The 17880-nt window shown below is 66.6% G+C and carries 12 protein-coding genes; 7 read left to right on the top strand and 5 right to left on the bottom strand.

Annotation, left to right across the window (positions count from 1 at the left end; translation table 11 throughout):
- Positions 1-1149 precede the first annotated feature (1149 nt).
- Positions 1150-2478 (bottom strand): transaminase, encoded by a 1329-nt coding sequence (locus QWU11_RS38470; protein ID WP_290119487.1) that lies wholly within the window; start codon positions 2476-2478, stop codon positions 1150-1152.
- Positions 2479-2804: 326 nt separating this feature from the next.
- Here QWU11_RS38470 and QWU11_RS38465 point away from each other — a divergent pair, with 326 nt between their 5' ends.
- Positions 2805-3839 (top strand): TauD/TfdA family dioxygenase, encoded by a 1035-nt coding sequence (locus tag QWU11_RS38465; protein WP_290119471.1) that lies wholly within the window; start codon positions 2805-2807, stop codon positions 3837-3839.
- Positions 3829-4932 carry a hypothetical protein gene (locus tag QWU11_RS38460; protein ID WP_290119470.1) on the top strand — a complete coding sequence of 368 codons (1104 nt, stop codon included), beginning with the start codon at positions 3829-3831 and terminating at the stop codon, positions 4930-4932. The genes QWU11_RS38465 and QWU11_RS38460 overlap by 11 nt, the downstream gene beginning before the upstream one ends.
- 27 nt (positions 4933-4959) lie before the next feature.
- Here the strand turns inward: QWU11_RS38460 and QWU11_RS38455 are convergent, their stop codons facing one another.
- Complete coding sequence (locus tag QWU11_RS38455) at positions 4960-6216, bottom strand: condensation domain-containing protein (protein WP_290119469.1); 1257 nt, start codon at positions 6214-6216, stop codon at positions 4960-4962.
- 311 nt (positions 6217-6527) lie between these two features.
- On the opposite strand from QWU11_RS38455, the gene QWU11_RS38450 reads away from it, so the two are divergent.
- Positions 6528-7520, top strand: a complete 993-nt coding sequence (locus tag QWU11_RS38450; RefSeq protein WP_290119468.1) for a TauD/TfdA family dioxygenase — start codon at positions 6528-6530, stop codon at positions 7518-7520.
- Between the two features lie 58 nt (positions 7521-7578).
- Here the strand turns inward: QWU11_RS38450 and QWU11_RS38445 are convergent, their stop codons facing one another.
- Complete coding sequence (locus QWU11_RS38445; protein WP_290119467.1) at positions 7579-8526, bottom strand: 2-oxoglutarate and iron-dependent oxygenase domain-containing protein; 948 nt, start codon at positions 8524-8526, stop codon at positions 7579-7581.
- A gap of 224 nt (positions 8527-8750) precedes the next feature.
- Between QWU11_RS38445 and QWU11_RS38440 the strand changes: the two genes are divergently transcribed.
- Positions 8751-9977 (top strand): MFS transporter, encoded by a 1227-nt coding sequence (locus QWU11_RS38440; RefSeq protein ID WP_290119466.1) that lies wholly within the window; start codon positions 8751-8753, stop codon positions 9975-9977.
- Positions 9978-9983: 6 nt separating this feature from the next.
- On the opposite strand, the gene QWU11_RS38435 is transcribed toward QWU11_RS38440, so the two are convergent.
- Positions 9984-11462 carry a pyridoxal phosphate-dependent aminotransferase gene (locus QWU11_RS38435; protein WP_290119465.1) on the bottom strand — a complete coding sequence of 493 codons (1479 nt, stop codon included), beginning with the start codon at positions 11460-11462 and terminating at the stop codon, positions 9984-9986.
- Between the two features lie 60 nt (positions 11463-11522).
- Positions 11523-13595, bottom strand: coding sequence for an ABC transporter ATP-binding protein (locus tag QWU11_RS38430; RefSeq protein WP_290119464.1), 2073 nt, complete (start codon positions 13593-13595; stop codon positions 11523-11525).
- A 206-nt stretch (positions 13596-13801) separates the two neighbouring features.
- Here QWU11_RS38430 and QWU11_RS38425 point away from each other — a divergent pair, with 206 nt between their 5' ends.
- The 3 genes from QWU11_RS38425 to QWU11_RS38415 all read left to right on the top strand — a co-directional run bounded on the left by QWU11_RS38425 (position 13802) and on the right by QWU11_RS38415 (position 17869).
- A complete protein-coding gene (locus QWU11_RS38425) occupies positions 13802-15577 on the top strand; it encodes a non-ribosomal peptide synthetase (RefSeq protein WP_290119463.1) in 1776 nt (591 codons plus the stop codon).
- Positions 15578-15645: 68 nt separating this feature from the next.
- On the top strand, positions 15646-16905 hold the full coding sequence (locus QWU11_RS38420; RefSeq protein WP_290119462.1) for a condensation domain-containing protein: 1260 nt from the start codon (positions 15646-15648) through the stop codon (positions 16903-16905).
- A gap of 16 nt (positions 16906-16921) precedes the next feature.
- Positions 16922-17869 carry a 2-oxoglutarate and iron-dependent oxygenase domain-containing protein gene (locus QWU11_RS38415; RefSeq protein WP_290119461.1) on the top strand — a complete coding sequence of 316 codons (948 nt, stop codon included), beginning with the start codon at positions 16922-16924 and terminating at the stop codon, positions 17867-17869.
- Positions 17870-17880: the final 11 nt, after the last annotated feature.

Raw genomic sequence — 17880 nt, 5'->3', positions numbered from 1 at the left:
ATCGCTGCTGGTCAGCTGGGCGAGGATTCTGTACTGCGAGGCCGCCGGCACCAGACATCGCCGCCGCTGCCAGATATGGCGATCCGCGCAGACGCCGTCGGCGCATGGACAGCACCGTGGTCTGCGGCGGTGGCTGTCGGACCCTGCGCCTGCCGAAAACTACATCTGCCCAGGTGAGAGCCTTGATCACCCGTGACGCCGCCCCACCACGCAGGCTCGGCTGATTGCGTCGGAAGTGTGGTGCGGGGGCGCGGTCGCCGCGGCATGATGGTCGGCCGTGTTGTTACGGCTGGCGTACCTGACAGTGACGAACACGTTCGCGGTGCTCACCGGAGTCCGGATGCCACCCATGAACGCGATCATGGAGCGATGGGTGCTGACCTGCCGCCGCGAGCTCCTGGGCCGGACTCTGATCCGGAACCGACACCACTTGCTCCATCCGCTGCGCGAGTTCGAGACCTTCTACCACCTTCATCGCACTCACCAGAGCATCGCGAACGCCCGCCCCCGCCCATCACCGAACCGACCAGTCACCCACCTGGACGTGCGAAGACGCCAACGCCCCGGCGGAATACTCAACGAGTACGAAAATGTCACTTGACCTGCACGGACGGGATTCTCGGCAGGGACAACGGCGATCTGATGCCGGAGAGCGAGGACCTCCGCGTCATTATCCCGGTCACCCACCTGCAGCATCCGCAGCACCACGCACGCGTTCGAAACAACCAGGTAGCCCAGTCGCAACTGCACGGGCCAACATCATGCCGCACGGTCGACCCGCGCACTCGGCCCCCCATCCCCGCAGCGGCGATCAACACCGTGACCCCCGGCTCACCAGACCGGATGAAGTTTTCGGCAAGGACAGGGTGGTACTCACCGAATACACCCGGCGCTACAACGAGCACCACCCCCACCGGTCGCTCTAGCAAACCGCAGCAGAATTTCACCGCCGCGCGGCGGACGTCCAATGTGCACGGATCATCCGCCGGAGGATCCCGAGTGGCCTGAAGAACGAATACTCCCAGGTCGCGTAGCCGAACCGAGGTATTCGAGCCCTGAACCCTCCGGGCGATGATCTTGGCTCTCTGGTCCGCTCCGGTCTGTCGCGCCGCCGTCAGCTACTTGATCGTCTCCGTGCCGGCCGACCGCTCACTTGAGCTGGGCGAGCAGCTCGTTATAGGCCTCCAGATACCGCGCCACGTCCGCGCTGGTCGAGGGAACGGAGACGGCGGGCCCGGCGTCCGGTAGCGCTTCCCACACGCCCCTATTGGCCAGCCAGATACGCGTGAGGCGGTTCAGTTCGCCGTCGGCCTGCGCGTGCGCCTCGGATCCGGTTCGGGGCTTCGGTCCGAACCACTGCCCGGACCGGGGGCCGAACCGGATCACCGTCCAGGGCAGGCCCGCCGACCGGATGGCCTGCTCGATCCCGTCGGAGAGTTCGCTGCCCAGGGCGGTGGTGTGCGCATATGCGTCGGGGGTCAGAACCTCGGTCAGCGCCGCCTTCGCCGCAGCCGCGGACAGCGGGTTTCCGAACAAGGTGCCACCGGTCGCGAGGTTGCGCTCCCCCTCCAGTTGCTCGCCCAGCTCGGCGGTGACCCCGTAGACGCCCATCGGCAGGCCGCCGGCCACCGCCTTGCCGATCGTGACCATGTCGGGCTGCAGTCCCCACAGCGCGGTCGCCCCGCCGGGCCCGACGATATGGCTGTGGGTCTCGTCGATGGCCAGCAACGTGCCGTACTGGCGGGTCAGGCCACGGAGTTCCTCGTGCCAGCCGGGCTCGGGCAGCAGCAGGTTGGCGTTGGTCATGGCCGGCTCGGTCAGCACCAGGGCGACGTCGCCGGGCTCGAGTGCCCGGCGCAGCGTGTCGGGGTCATTGAACTGAGCGATCCGTACGCGGCCGGCGACGTCCTTGGCCAGGCCGCGCTGGATCGCCGTGACCCGGCCGTCCTCCAGATCCACCCGGCCCTCGTCGAAGTTGCCGTGGTAGTGGCCCTGGAACAACACGATGACGTCCCGTCCGGTCGCGGCCCGGGCCAGCCTGATGACTTCGGTGTTGGCCTGCGTCGCCGCCAGCGTGAACTGCCACAGCGGGACGGGATAGCGGCGGGCCAGTTCCTCGGCCACCTCGACCGAGGCCTGGGTCGGCAGTTGGAACTGGGTGGACCGGGCGGCCTGCGCCTGGACGGCGGCCACGATCTGCGGATTCGCGTGCCCGCAGAACATCGCCAGACCCGAGGCATTGAAGTCCACGTAGGTGAACCCGTCCACGTCGGTAAAACTCGCGCCCTGGCCATGATCGATGTAGATCGGCAGATCGTTGTCATAGGCCATCCACACCATCGGCACCCCGCCCGGCATGTGCCCCCGCGCGCGGCCGATCATGGCCACGGACCTGGGGCGCTCCTTCCGGAATCGTGCCAGCTCATGTGCGTGTAGGTCTCGAATCCGGTTCCGGTCAATGTCACCTAGCGCCGTCACGTTCGGGATAGTACCATGCGCATTAATGCCTTGATCGTCCGTTGTCTCTGACAGATGTTTTCGCCGGATCGGTAGCCTGGAAAGCCCGCCTAATCGCCGCAGCACCACCGGATCCAGCCGGGCACCTGCGGGTTCTCACGTATTTGTTCAGACCGGCCGGCGCCCGCGCTCGTCGCGGCGACATTCGGATTCCATAACGGCGAGTCGCAGAGGGCTTTAATGCAACGCCTTCCTTCGACGGCCGACCCTGGATGTGTGCAGCTTCGCAGAGGAATTTGCTTTCAGCAAGGGTGGTTATCGGTCAACTGACTGATACAATAAGGTACATGCACAACGCACGTTCGATGACCCCAGTGAGCTTAGGTGCTCCGGGGGCCGACGAAGTTGTCCGCATTCAGGAGACGGATTCCCAGCGATTGTGGCAGTTCGCACAGCAGCTTGCGTCTGGCCACCCGATCGAACAGCTGGACGACGCTGAGCAACTCACCGAGCTCGGCACTGTCGTAGCGGCGATGCTGCCAGAAGCCGTACTCCGGCAGGTCCACCGATTCCGCAACCAAGGCAACCGGCATGACGTTCTGCTACTGCGCGGCATCCTGCCCGCCGGCTACGACCTTGAGCCCACTCCCGAAACAGCCACCTCGCCGCGACACGGGGCAGCGAACTTGTGCGCCTTATGCTTAATGGCCGTGATGAACATGTTCGGCGAGCCGTTCACTTTCAGCGACCTGTACGACGGACGCCTGGTCCAGGACGTCGTAGCCGCGCAGGGCAAAGAAAGCGCACAGACCAGCGAAGGCAGCGATTCCTTCCTGGAGTGGCATGTCGAGGACGCGTTCAGCAGCGATCGCTGCGACTACTTCGGCCTGCTGTGCCTGCGCGGGGACCCGACCGCAGCGACGATTTTCGCACCGGCCCGCGCCTTGGTGCTGCCCGATGAGGCGCGCAAGGTACTGATGCAGCCGCGGTACGCCGTTCTCCCGGACATCGCGCACGGCGAGAATCCGGAACCGCGGACCGGCGTGGCGGTGCTGACCGGCACCCGCGAGGCACCGGAGATCCGGTTCGACCCCGTCTACATGGTTCCCGCCGACCCGGCCGACGATGAGGCGAAGAGCGCCTTCCAGTGCCTCACCGAGGCGGTCGACGCGGCCGCCGTCAGCCACGTCCTCCAGCCGGGTGACCTGCTCGTTGTCGACAACCGCCGGGTCGCGCACGCCCGGAGCCCGTTTCGGCCACGGTTCGATGGTTCGGACAGGTGGCTGCTGAGAGTCATGGTGTGCTCATCGCTGCCACGTCATCGTCGTCGGGGCGCGCTGCGCGCGATCCGATCGGGCGCCGCGGACGACGATGACCGATGACTTCATGGTTCGACCACCCTCGCTCGACGTACGAGATGGTCGGCCGGCTTACTCGTGTGATGAGTTCTCTCCGCTCCGTGAGGTGATCGTCGGGAACCCGTCCGGAGCTCGGATTCCCCGGCAGGACGTGTCGGCCTGGCTGAACCTGTACGGCGACCTGGCGCGCGGCGAGATGGAAAGCGTGCTCACCGGCGAGTTCCCGGCCCGGGTGATCGAAGAGACGAAAGAGGACCTGCAAGTCCTGATCAGCGCGCTGCGTAACCTTGGCGTGGTGGTCCACGAGGTCGGTGCTGGTGATCACTCACAGGAGTTCGGCACGCCGCAGTGGCGAACGGACGGGTTCTACAATTATTGTCCCCGCGATCTCGCCCTGATCGTGGGACAAGTGATCATCGAGACGGCGAGCCCGATGCGGGCCCGATACTTCGAGCTGTTCGGCATGCGGCATCTCTTCCAGCGTTACATGCTGAACGGATCGGCGTGGATCGGCGCGCCCAGACCGCAACTGGCCGATGACCTGTTCCAGGTCGACGAACAGGGACGCCCGTCTCTGGGGGAGCATGAGCCGGCATTCGAAGCGGCCAACGTGCTGCGCTGCGGGAAAGACCTGTTCTACCAGGTGTCGGCGAGCGGCAACGAGCTCGGCCAGATATGGCTGGAGCGGACGCTTCGCGCTTATGGGGACTTCACCATCCACCCCTTGCGGGAGATCTACGAATTCACGCACATCGACAGCACGATCGCGCTTCTACGGCCCGGGCTGGCACTACTCAATCCCGAGCGGGTCAACGACGCGAACCTGCCCGACGTCTTACGGAAGTGGGATGTCATCTGGTGCCCGCCGATGAACACGGTGGCGCCGAGCTCGCCGTATCCGCTCAGCTCTCGATGGATCGGGATGAATCTCCTCATGCTCAACCCTGAGCTGGCCATTGTGGACGCGGCACAACATCAACTCATCCGAGAACTCGAGCGGAACGGTATCGACACGGTGCCGCTGACGCTGCGGCACGCGCGAACACTTGGTGGCGGGTTCCACTGCGTCACCCTGGACGTCGTCCGCGACGGGGCCATGGAGAGCTATTTCGACTGACTCGACCACGCCGGTCCGGCTCCGGCCTCAGCCAGGGGGCACGAGCAACCTGCTCTTTATATCGGTCCAGAGGGCGTCGGCCCGTGACCGCGAGTACAACTCCGCGTCGTACAGGAGATGCCCGTCGATCTGACCGGAGACTCTTTGCAGCATCAGCTCGAAGCCGTGGAGGAACGTTCCGTTGGAGACCGGGATCTCGGTCATTTCGATGCCGGCCAGGCCATAGTCGATGTCCGGCTGATCTTGGATGTTGAGCATGAAGGTGTACTGCTCCATATCCGTCAACCCGTAGAGTTCCCGCATCATCAGCCCTCGAGTGCTCGGAAAGCGCAGGGCGGCGGCGCTGACCGACTTGGCATACTGCAGCCGATCCTGGTCCGAGCCCCTGCTGCTGATGTCGGTCAGCACCATGGGCACGTCATAGACGACGTAGCCGACCAGGGAACGCAACTGGCGTTTGGTCCGGTTGTGGAACGGCACGCCGACGATGACGTCGTCGGTGGCCGCATGCTCGCTGAGGGTCATCGTGACGGCGTCGAGCATAAGCGTGAAGATCGTGCAGCGCGACGCCCGAGCGCGCCCGCCGATCCGGGCCGTCGCGGATGCGTCGAGTGAGGTGTCCAGCGTGCCGCCAGCCGGCTCGGCCCGTTCACTCCGTTCTCCGTCCCGGGGCAGACGGACTTCGGGCAGGGTGGCGGGCAGCAGCTTTCGCCAGTGCGCCAGGATCTTGTCGAACTTCTCGCTGTCCGAGCGGTACCGCTCTGCGTGGCAGTAGTCGCCGTAGGTGTACGGCAACGGGGCGAGCGAGGGGTCACGACCGGACACCGCCTGCTCATAGGCCTCGCCCAGGTCGGCCAGGAAGACGCACAGGGACCAGCCGTCCACGATGATGTGATGGAACACGAATCCGAGGATGTGGTCGCCGTCAGGCAGCCGCATAAGGCTGGTACGCCACAGGTGCATCGCATCCAACGGAATCCGCGTGCTCACAATGGCTCTGAACAGATCGACGGCCTCGTCCTTGCTGTTTATCTCGGTCCGCTCCACACTGCACGACACGGCGTCGGAGACGAGCTGGACCGGCTCTTTCTCGACGACCATTCTCGTACGCAGCGGCTCGTGCCGGGCCACCACGGCGGCCAGCGCACGACCTAAGGCATCGACGTCGAGACGGCCGTGCAGCTTGAAGGCACAGTAGACGTTCTCACGCGCGGACCTCGTGGTCTGCTCGGTGTGCCACATCTCCAGCTGCACCGGTGCCATCGGCACCTTTCGCTCGGTCATAGCAACACTCTCTCCTCGGCGACACCGTCACTGCCGGCCTGGTAGCGCATGACCATAGTGTCCGCCTCCCAGGGGCGCCGGGCCAGTGTTCCGCCCACCCGGGAATCGCACCCTGATCTGTCCGGGCAGGCCATTGCGGGCTCTCGATCACCGATGCAATAATGAAATCAACGCAGAGTTAACTGCTGTGTGGTCTTTGTGCTCATGAGCCTCGCACAGTATTTGCCAGGCCTGCAAATCGAGCCGGTTGGGAGCCGATGATGGCCAAGAGATTAGACGACTCCAACGATAGGTCAAGCGTACAAGAGTATGTGATCGCGGCCACCGATGGAGCGCGCCTCCTGGAATCACTCAGGCAGCTAGGGAGCAAATACGCAGAGATAAACGACCCTGTCTATCTGAACGCGATCCCTCGCTTGGCGGATCTCCTGCCACCCGACCTCACCGATCATCTGGCCCGATTGCGCGATCGGCGTTCAACGGCGGCCCTGCTGATCCGCGGCATGCCGCTTCAGGTGACCGCGCCGACCCCGACACACTGGCGGGAGTGGCGGCCCGAGGACACGCTCCTGCACGATTTCTGGCTGACCCTGGTGTGCGGGCAACTGGGCGAGATCTTCTCCTTCACGAGCCTGCAGGAGGGCAGCCTGGTCGAGGACATCCTGCCGATCGAGGGGCTGGAGGATGCCCAGCTCGGGCTCAGCAGCCTCGGAGGGTTCGACTTCCACGTCGATGACCCCTTCGATGAGGACCGCTGTGACTTCTTCGGCCTGATCGCCATGCGCAACCCGGACCGGACCGAGACCATGCTGGCCGCGATCGACGATGCCGACCTCTCCGGCCTGGACACAGAGGTGCTCTTCGAGCCGCGCTTCCTCATTCAGGTCGACTCCGAGCATCTGGAGGGCATGGGGATCACCGACGAGGTGACCGTGAGGCGCCCGGTGCTCAACGGCAGCCGGTCCGCACCAGGTCTGTGCCTCGATTGGACCTACACCGACGCGGTGCCCGGTGACACCCGGGCGCAGGCCGGACTCGCCGACCTGCGCTCGCGGATGGAGGCCGTGATGACCACCCTCGCCCTGGAACCCGGAGATCTGCTGCTCGTCGACAACTACCGGTCAGTCCATGGCCGACGGCCGTTCCGGCCACGCTACGACGGCGCCGACAGGTGGCTCCGCCACGCCATGGTCACGCTCGATCTCGGGCGCTCGCTGGCGCGCCGGTCAAGCGCCGAGGACCGGCGTATCGGCCCTCTGTCCTTGGCCGCGATGCAGGGGTCGATCGGTTCGCGGGACACCTGAACCCGGGGTGCCGGCCGGCTCGGCGCTCCGAGGCGGTGCGCCGGGCTGGGCGGCAGCCTCAGTCCTCGATGTCTCCCAGCAGTGCCTGCTCGTCCCCGGACGAGTACACCTTCTGGCTGTTCAAGACGTACTCCCCGACATGCAGCGGAGGCAGAGCCTCACCTGACCGCGCGACGCAGTTCGGAGCGGGTGTCACGGTCGCGTCCCGCGCGGGGTCGAGGAAGAAGATGACCGACTGGCGCCGCGGGATCGTCGCGCCCGCGTCGGGCGGGTACACCACCCGGTGCTCATTGGCGTGGATCACCCGGTTGGTCCACCTGGCCATCAGGTCTCCGACCTGGATGAACACCGCATCCGGCGGCAGGACGACGGGCAGCCAGTCGTCCTCGGGCGAGTGCGGGCGCCGGATCTGCAACCCACCAGGGTCCTTCCTGGCCATGACCATCGTGATGCCGTCCTCGTCGGTGTGCGGGCTGAACCGCACCTGCCCGGGCAACGGCGCTTCGTTCCTCGCCGGGTAGTTGTTCGCCGCTATGCCGCAGAACGGCCGTTCCGTCCAGGCCGGGACATCCTCTCTGGGCATGTCCAGCCCGGTCGCGATCATGTCGACCACCCGAGTGGACAGGGCACGGCACGCCTGGAAGAACGCCAGGTACACCGACCGCATCCGCGCCGGCCGCTCGGGCCACAGGGGGAAGGACTCGAAGTCATGCCCCTGGAACCACTCGGTCAGATCGGGAACCACGCCCGGCTCGACGAACTCCGGGTCGCCGCGGTAGATCGGCACCCACCCCTGCCACAGGCCCTCCCCCGGCGAGCGGACCTTGTCCTTCTCCTGCTCTGGCAGGTCGAAGAACTCCGCCGAGACATCGGCCATCTCCTGCTGCAGATCACCGGGGATCCCGTGGCCGCTGACCATGACACACGACCAGTCGACCAGGGCCTGGGTCAGCTCGCCGGCGCTCGTCGTGGCCAGGTCAAGGACTGGGACGGTGGCAGCTGTCATTTCGCGGGTCCTCTCCCATGCCGGTCGTGAGTGGTCACGAAAGACCGGCCGGCGGATAATCGATGGTCCGGGACTTACTAAAGTTGGGGACATATAAAACTGATCCTACGAATTGAGCGGGAGACGTCAAGAGCCCAAAGCCGTTGCGGTTACCCACCTCCATACGGGGAGCGCTCGTGCCAGGATGACACCGTCAGTTCCGCCTGATGGTCAACGGGGTAAACGTGACACTCGCGACAGGGCTTAGGACGCAGTTTCCCCGATACTGGCTGTCGGCATTCCTCTCTGACTTCGGCGACGGCGTCCGGCTTGCCGCGTTTCCCCTCCTGGCCAGCCGACTCTCGCATTCACCTGCCGCCGTGGCCGTGGCCGTGGCGGTCCAGGGCCTTCCCTGGCTGCTGGGAACCGGGGCCGGCATCATCGTCGACCGCACCGACGGCCGGCGGCTCATGGTGATCGTGGACCTTGTACGGGCCGCCATCATCACCGCGTTGGCACTGGCGATCGCCGTCAACGCCGTCAGCATGGCCATCATCTACGTAGCCGCATTCGCGACCGGCGTCGGCTCAGCGCTTCGTGACAGTGCCGCCATGACATATCTGCCACGCATCGCCGAGTCCGCCGATCTCGACCGCGCGAACAGCCGGCTGGTCATCGGCCGCATCGTCGGCTACGAGCTCGCCGGCCCGGCCGCCGGAAGCTGGCTGTTCGGCGTGGCCGCGGTCATGCCGTTCGCGGGAAACGCGAGTGCGCTCGGGCTGTCGGCGCTGTTGCTGCTCACGCTGCCGAGCGTCTTTCAGACGGCGACGAGAGGCCGGCCCGATCGCGACGTCCTCATAACGGTGAGGTCGCTACGACGCGACCTCTGGGACGGCTTTCGGTGGTTACGCACCAGCTCTGATATCAGAGATGTCATTATCGCCAGCGGCGTCATCTGCTTCCTGGACGCCGCCTGGTTCGCGGTACTCATTCTCTACGTGATTCAGATTCTGCATCAGCAGCCGGGTGTCTATGGCCTTCTCCTGGCCCTCGGAGCACTGGGAGGACTTCTCACCGGCGCCGTCGGCGCCCGCATCTTCCGGCGGCTGGGAGCATGGCGTTCCTTGCTTCTCTCCGGGATCGCGATGGCGGGAGCCCAGGCCGTCCTCGGCCTCAGCGCCGACCTCGTCATCGCCGCAGCGATGATCTTCGCTGGCAGCGCGGCGTTCGCGCTCTTCAACATCGCGACCGTCACCATGATTCAGCGCTCGGTCCCGGTCAGCATGCTCGGCCGGGTGACCGGCATCTATCTCACCGCGACCCGTGGGGCGGAGGCGGTGGGCGCGATCGGCGGTGGCGTACTCGCCACCACCGCCGGAATCCGTGCCCCGATGCTGGCTGGTGCCGTACCGACCGCCGCCGTCATGATCCTCTTATCCTGGCGGCACCGCGCGCGTGCCGACTCCCGCTGAGTCACCTCATCGGCGACCAGCCGCCATGCCCGTGCCGCAGGCATGACGCAGGCGTTGCAGTCCTTCCGCCCACTCTTCTTCCGGGAGAGCGAATGACAGTCGAGTGAAGTAGCCTTGCCTGCTCCACCATGCGGCGTCGTGGCCGAACGCCGGCGCGGGCAGCGTCTGCAGCCCGTAGTCGTGAAAGAGCTGATAGGTCGTCTTCAAGTAGTCGTATCCGTGAAGCGCCGGCAGTTGTACGAAGGTGTTGAAGTCGCCGTGCCATTGCGGCACATCGCTGACCAGGTCAGAGAACTCCGCCGTCAGCAGGCCGGCGTTGGCGGCGAGAGTCTCCCGAAGAGAGCGTCTCCAGAGTAACAAGGCGCTGACGGTCCCGCCCGCCGCCATGCTTTCCGCCGCATCTTCCATGAACGCTTCCAGCCCTGGGAATGCCGCATGATAGGGCTCGATCTGCCGGCGGATCAGGCCGGTTACGTCGCCATCGGGAGAGATGCTTTTCGTCCCCTCGGGCGAGCTCCGGTCTTCGACCGTGTCCGACTGATAGGCCGAGGATGTGGCCATCCGGTCCACCAGTAGCGCTGGGGACGCGATCGCCGGCGACGATGGTGCGACGATGTCGTTGAGCCGGGCGAACTGACGCACCAGGCCCGCCTTAGCGATCAGCCAGCCAACGCGGAATCCGGGAATGGCACGCGCCTTCGACATGCTGCCGACCGTCACCACCCCGTCCAGATAGTGTTCGGCGTCGGCGATCGACAGCAGGTGAGGGATGGGTTCCGCGCAGGAGATGTCGGAAGAAACAGTGTCGTGCAGGATGGTGATGCCCCGCTCCATCGCGCAGATCACCAGCCGGCGCAGTTCTGTCGCGTCGTAGAGCTCACCACTGGGATTGTTGAAGGTGTTGATGTAGAGCACGCGGGTCGCCGGCGTCAAGGCTCCGATGACTTCATCGACGGAGGGCAACCACCGGTGAGCCTCGGCCGACGCCAGTTCAACGATCTTGAATCCGGCCTGCGTCAGGCACCCACCGGCCATGGAGAACGTGGGGACCGGGACGACGGCCTCCGGAGTCTCAGCGGTTTCTTCTCCGGCCATCACGCGACGCAGCCCGTGGGCGGCCATGGTCAGTGCGGCACTGGCACCGGCGGTGACGATCACATTGTCGATCCCGAGCGGGAGCCGCCGATCGCCGCGCACCGACTCACAGGCGGCGACGGCGGCCCGGCCGATCACGTGTCCCCTGGGGCCGTCGCGGTCATCCCAGAACCACGGGTGACTGGCCGTTCGCACAACGAAGGAGACGAACTGCTCAGGCGGACGGCAGGAGTTGATACCGGAAGAGAGGTTTATTACCGCCGGGGTGTTTCTGTCGTCTGAAAGTGCGGCGATTTCCTGCGTGTCGTAGTTGACGTCGTCCACCGCGAGCATGAATTGCCAAGGCGCATAGGCGGGGCTTACGAGATCGGTCCAGACCAGGGCTGCCACCCCATTACGGCCGCAGGAGAAGGTGATGCCCGCACCAGTATGGCGCACTGACCGACCCGCTCAAAGAGCCACCGGGAAATGACAGGCGGCGATGTGGCCGGGGCCGAACGAGCGCGGCTGTGGCTCCTGTTCGGCACACAGCTTCTGGGCGAACGGGCACCGGGTCCGAAACCGGCAGCCTGACGGCGGGTTGATGGCGCTGGGCAGCTCGCCCTTGATCCCTGCGCCTTCCCGCGCCCGCGCCTCGGCCGGATCGGGGACCGGGATGGTCGCGATGAGGCTGGCCGTATAGGGGTGTGCCGGGTTCTGGTAGATGTCCTGCGTCGGGCCCACCTCGACCAGCTTGCCCAAGTACATGACGCCGATCCGGTCGGCCATGTACCTGACCACGGCGAGGTCATGGGAGATGACGATGTAGGTGAGGCCGTGGTCGGCCTGGAGCCTTTTCATCAGGTTGAGCACCTGAGCCCGGATGGAGACGTCCAGCGCGCTGACCGGCTCGTCGGCGACGATGACCTTCGGGCTGAGAGTGAGTGCTCTGGCCAGCCCGATTCGCTGGCGCTGCCCGCCGGAGAACTCATGCGGGTAACGCTCCACGGCGTTTCGCGGCAGGCCGACTTCATCGAGCAGTTCGAAGACGCGCTGCCGCTGTTCCCGGCGGGTCCCGATTCCCTGGATGCCGAGCGGCTCGCGGATGATCGGGCCGACCCGCATGGTCGGGTCGAGCGAGGAGTACGGGTCCTGGAACACCAGCTGCAGGTCACGCCGCTGCCTGCGCAGCGCACCGCCCCTGAGCGTGGCCACGTCCCGGCCGTGTAACAGCACCGACCCGGCGTTCGGGCGCTCCATCGCCGCGACCAGGCGCCCGATCGTGGTCTTGCCGCAACCCGACTCCCCGACCAGGCCGAACGTCTCCCCCGCGGCCACCGTGAACGAGACGCCGGAGACCGCGTGCGCGAACGCGGCCTTGCGCTGCAAGATCGCTCCCACCGTGACCGGGAACTTCTTGACCAGGTCCCGTACCTCCAGAAGAGGAGGGCCGGCCGGCGCCTCGGTCTCGCCGCCGGGCCCAGCCGGGCGGGCGCGGACGACGGCGCCGTTCTCCGCCGGGGCATCGGCGGGCCCTTCGACCGGGTGCCAGCATGAGTACAGGTGCCCGGCGGTCTCCCCCGTCAGCGGCGGCTCTTTTTCCTCGCACTTGCCGATGGCCCGGGCGCAGCGCGGAGCGAACCGGCAGCCCGTCGACGGCCGGGACAGGTCCGGTGGCAGCCCGGCGATCGTCAGCAGCTGCCGACTGTTGTCCTGGCTCAGCCGCGGGATGGATGCCAGCAGCGCCTGGGTGTAAGGGTGCCGCATGCCGGCGAACAGCTCCGGCGTCTCGGTGACCTCCACCATCCGCCCCGCGTACATCACCTGGACCCGGTCCGCGTGGCCGGCGATCACCCCCATGTCGTGCGTGATCAGCAACATCGCCATGCCCAGGCGGTCTTTGAGATCATGCAGCAGTGCGAGGATCTGCGCCTGGGTGGTGACGTCGAGCGCGGTTGTTGGCTCGTCGGCGATCAGGAGCCTGGGCTCGCAGCTCAGCGCCATCGCGATCATCACGCGCTGTCGCATGCCGCCGGAAAGCTGGTGCGGATAGTCGCCCAGCCGCTCGGCCGGCCGGGGCAGGCCGACCAGGCCGAGCACCTCGGTGGCCCGGGTCATGGCGGCCGCCCGGCTCGCGCCCTGGTGCAGCCGCACCGGCTCCGCCACCTGATAGCCGATCGTCTTCGTCGGGTCGAGTGAGGTGAGCGGGTCCTGGAAAATCATCGCGATCTCGTTGCCGCGGATCCCGCGCAGCTCATTTTCGGCCAGGCCCACCAGCTCCCTGCCGTCCAGCTTGACCGAGCCGCCGACGATCGCTCCGCCGGGCGGTAGCAGCCCGATGATGGAAAGGGCCGTCATCGACTTTCCGCAGCCCGATTCGCCCACCAGCCCCAGGGTCTCACCCGGCGCAATGCGCAGATCCACATTGCCGACCGCGTGCACGACCGAACTGGTCAGGTGAATATGTGTTGATAGATCGCTGACCTGAAGGACAGGCGCCGCCCCTTGTCGCATCTTAAGGTTAGATCTATCACAATTTGCCACCCGTGGGAAGGCAGTCAGCTGCGCATCACGATGAGCAGGTGCGTCACCGGCCTCGGAGGCCAGTTCAACTACCTATGACCACGAATCCGTTCATATACTAGAAGGCACCACTGCACCCGCTATAGGCTGCCGCTGCATCGTTGAGCCGCCGGATGACGCACTTGTCGCCGGCCACACGGAGCCGACGAGACACGGGAGGTGCGAGCGTGCCCTCGGGCTCGGAGGATCCGTGGCGGAAGGCCGACGCCGCGGACTCGTTGACCGCGCCGTCACCGGTGATCAGCGCATCGCCTGAGCTCATTCACTCCCGGTTCGTACGACTGGCCGAGGCCGGCCCCGACCGGCCCGGGCTGTTCTCCGGCGATGAGTGTCTCTCCTACGGCCAGCTCCTCACGTCCGGTCGAGGTGTCGCCGTGGCGCTGACGGACCTGGGGTTGGCGCCCGGTTCCCGGGTGGCGATCCTCGCCAGGAGGAACCCCCGCCTCGTGATCCAGTTACTCGGGGTGCTGCTGGCCGGGTGCCAGTTCGCGATTCTGGACCGGACATACCCGCGTGCCCGGGTACAGGCCATGGTGGACGCGTGCCGGCCCCATGCCGTGCTGGAGGACGACCGGCTGGACAAGCGGGCCCCGGAGGCTCCCGGGGCCGAGGACGGCGCATGCCTCGCGGATCCCGATCCGGCGCCTGCCGGACCGCCCGCCTACCTGGCGTTCACGTCCGGCACGACGGGAACGCCGAGGTGCGTGCAGGGCGGACACGCCGCCGTCGTCCACTACCTCACGTGGTCTCCGAAGACGTTCGGCTTACAGGCCGGTGACCGCTTCAGCATGCTCTCCGGCCTGTCCCACGACCCGTTGATCCGAGACGTCTTCAGCCCGCTCTCCCTGGGTGCTCAGCTGTTCATCCCGGACCTGCGCACCTGGGCGCGTCCGGAGGCACTGGCGACCTGGCTGCGCGAGCGCCGGATCTCCGCCACGCACCTGACGCCCACGATGGCGCGCCGCGTCTTCGTCCCGGGGAAGGTGTCACTGCCTGACCTGCGACGCGTGCTCCTCGGCGGCGAGGTGGTCCATGCCGGTGATCTTCGCTCCTTCGCCCAGGTCGCGCCGGGGGCCGAGTTCACCGTCGTCTACGGCTGCACCGAGACTCCCCAGGTCGCGATGCACTACACGGCCGCCTCCGATGAGCCTGCGGGTGACGCGGCCGCGGTGGTCCCGCTCGGTGAGCCGGCGCCGGCCCTGGAGGTCGAGATCGTCTCGGCGACCGGCCGGGAGGTGCCCGCCGGAGAGCGCGGGGAGCTGGTGGTGCGGACTCCCCATCTCGCGCTGGGCTACCTGCACAGGGACGGTGCGCGACTGCGGCTCGAGCCGTTCGGGTCTCAGTACGCCACTGGGGATCTGGCCTACCGTGACGCCGATGGCCGCCTGGTGTTCGCGGGCAGGTCAGACCGTCAGGTCACGATCCGCGGTGCCCGCGTCGAGCTCGAGGAGATCGAGCACCACCTCCGGTCCTGCCCGGGAGTCGTCCTGGCCGCCGCGACGACAGCGCCGTCCGATGCCGGCCCGTCCGTCCATGCCACCGTCGTGGTCGAGCCCGGCAGCGGGCTCACGGAGCGGGAACTCAAGAAACACGTCGCGGCACTGCTGCCCGCTCCGGTGGTGCCGTCGGCCATCACGGTCCTCGAAAAGATACCCATGAGCCCGAATGGAAAATTGGACATGAGCAATGACCAGACCGCCCGGTCCGCCGGGCACGTCACCAGCCGCGTCAGCGAGATCCTCGGCACCGTCCTCGGCCGGGGGCCGCTTGCTCCGGACGAGGACTTCTTCGAGCTGGGCGGCGACTCGCTGGCGGCCATCGAAGTGGCGGCGACGATCGAGGACGAGTTCGGATACGAGCTGTCCATCGAGGACATCTTCCAGGTGTCGGGTGCGGCAGATCTGTCGATGCTGGTCTGGAATGGCGTACGCGGCGACTCCTGACCCGATACCGGCCATTGATGTCAGTCGCCTGCTCGCAGGCTCAGACCCTAGAAAAGAGCAGTCTCGGTATGGCAGAGCGAAAGGTGCCGATGGCACCGGTGCAGCTGGAGATGTGGCACGCCGAACAGGCCACGAGGTCCGCGCGTGAGAACGTCTACTGCGCCTTCAAGCTGCACGGCCGTCTCGACGTCGATGCCTTAGGTCGTGCGCTGGCCGCCGTGGTGGCCCGGCACGAGCCGCTGCGTACGAGAATGGTCGTCGACGAAGAGCCGGTCCAGCTGATCTCTGACTCCGTCTCCTCGAGCCTGGAGCCGATCGAGGTGGCCGGCGAGGCAGAGGCCATCGACCTCATCCGGGCCGACGCGGACACCCGGATCCCCCTGGACACGCTGCCGCTGTGGCGCATCAGCCTCGTCAGGCTCCCTGACGGCGACCACATCCTCGGACTCGTGTTCCACCACATAGTCGTCGACGGCTGGTCCGTGTACGTCTTCCTGGCCGACCTGGGAGAGGCCTACGGGCAGGCGGTATCCGGTCGCGACCCCTCGCTCGCCCCGTTGCCGTACACCTACAGCGACTACTGCCACGAGGAGCGGTACCGCTCGGACAGCGAGAAGTTCACGAAGATCCTGGCGCACTGGCGAAAGCTGCTGCCCGCCACTCCGCCGGAACTCCACCTCCCCCGAGACGGAAAGCGGATCGACGGGGCCGAGGCGCGCGCCGACGCGCTGGACACGTTCCTCGACGCATCCGCGACGGCGTACATGAACCGGCACGCTCGCGCGTCACGCTGCACGGTCTTCACGCTCATCCTCGACGCCGTCGGGGTGACGCTCGCCGAGCACGGAGACACCGACCAGGTCACTGTCGGTGTGCCGTTCCACAACCGGGTGAAACGCGAGCAGCGTCCCCTCGTCGGGTTCATCGCCAACATGCTTCCGATGACCATGACCGACATCAGCCGCCGAGGCACGGATCACGATCGCCTGGATTACGCGAAGTCGGTCATCGCCGCCGCCCTGCGCTATCCGAGCGTGCCTCCGGAAGTGCTGATGCGAGAGCTGTACGGGCTGACGGATCCGGAGCCGCTGACCTTCTGCCTCAACGTCGAGTCCCCGCAGGACATCTCCTACGGCCTGACCGGCATCGACCTGACAGAGATCCCGGTGCACAACGGGACCATCTTCCACGACTTCGAGCTGACGCTGATGATGATGTCCGACCACGCCATCGGGGATCTCACCTACGACGCGGACCTGTACTCGCGATCACGGGCCGACGCGCTCTGGACCGGCATGAAGAGCACGCTGATCAGGCCGACCTCCTGACGGAAAGGACTACGCGATGAGCACCACCACTGTCCCGGTACTCGACCTGGCGGTGACGAGCCCCGACGAGCTGACCCAGGCTCTCGTCGACTGGTCATGCGTGCTGGTCAGCGGTCACGGAATCCCCGACGAGCTGCAGCAGGAGATGGCCGACGTCTCGGCCGAGTTCTTCGACCTGCCCGAGCAGGAGAAGGGCAGGGTTCACTCGCGAGCGCACGGCATGTGGCAGGGATGGGCGCCGGTCTACCGCGGCGACCGCGACTTCGTCGAGCCGGGCCAGGTCCCGGACCTGGTCGAGTGGTTCCAGGTGCAGGACATCGAGTCCTTCGATCTGTGGCCGGGGCGGCCGGCCCGGATGCGGCCGGTGTGGCTGGAGGCCTTCCAGTCGTTCCGCGGCCTGTCCAGCCGCGTGATCGACATGGTCGCGACCGCGCTGGACCTGCCGCACGAGGACGTCTCGGCCTGGACGGAACGGCCGTTCTGCGACCTGGCGGTGAACAACTATCCGTCGAGGCGCGAAGCGCCCCTGCCCGGGCAGGTGCGTCTCAGCCCGCACACCGACGAGGACGGCATCACGCTGGTCATGTCCAGCAACGACACCGGCGGGCTGGAGGTCCGGCGCCCGCATACGCCCGAGGATGACTGGAGGCCGGTCCTGATACCGCCGGGGTTCGTGTTCATCCAGACCGGGGACGTGCTGGCGAGGTGGACCAACCGGGTGATCCACGCCAATCACCACCGCGTGGTGAACCCTCCCGGCCTGGGCACGCCGACCCCGCGACGCCAGTCGATCGTCTTCTTCCACTACCCCGCCTGGGACACGATCGTGACACCGGCGCCGAGCTGTGTCGCGCGGACCAGCGAGGTCCTGCCTCCGCTGCACGTCGGGAACCACATCCTGAAGAACCAGCAGGTCTACTCGGCCGGGGACGAGCGGGCGCTTCTGGAGGACACGAAGCACTGAGAGCCTGCCCG

Source organism: Actinomadura sp. DC4, from assembly GCF_030406325.1.
GTDB lineage: Bacteria > Actinomycetota > Actinomycetes > Streptosporangiales > Streptosporangiaceae > Actinoallomurus.
Note: the sequence above shows the minus strand (reverse complement) of the source record. Positions and strands in the feature narration are given on the sequence as shown.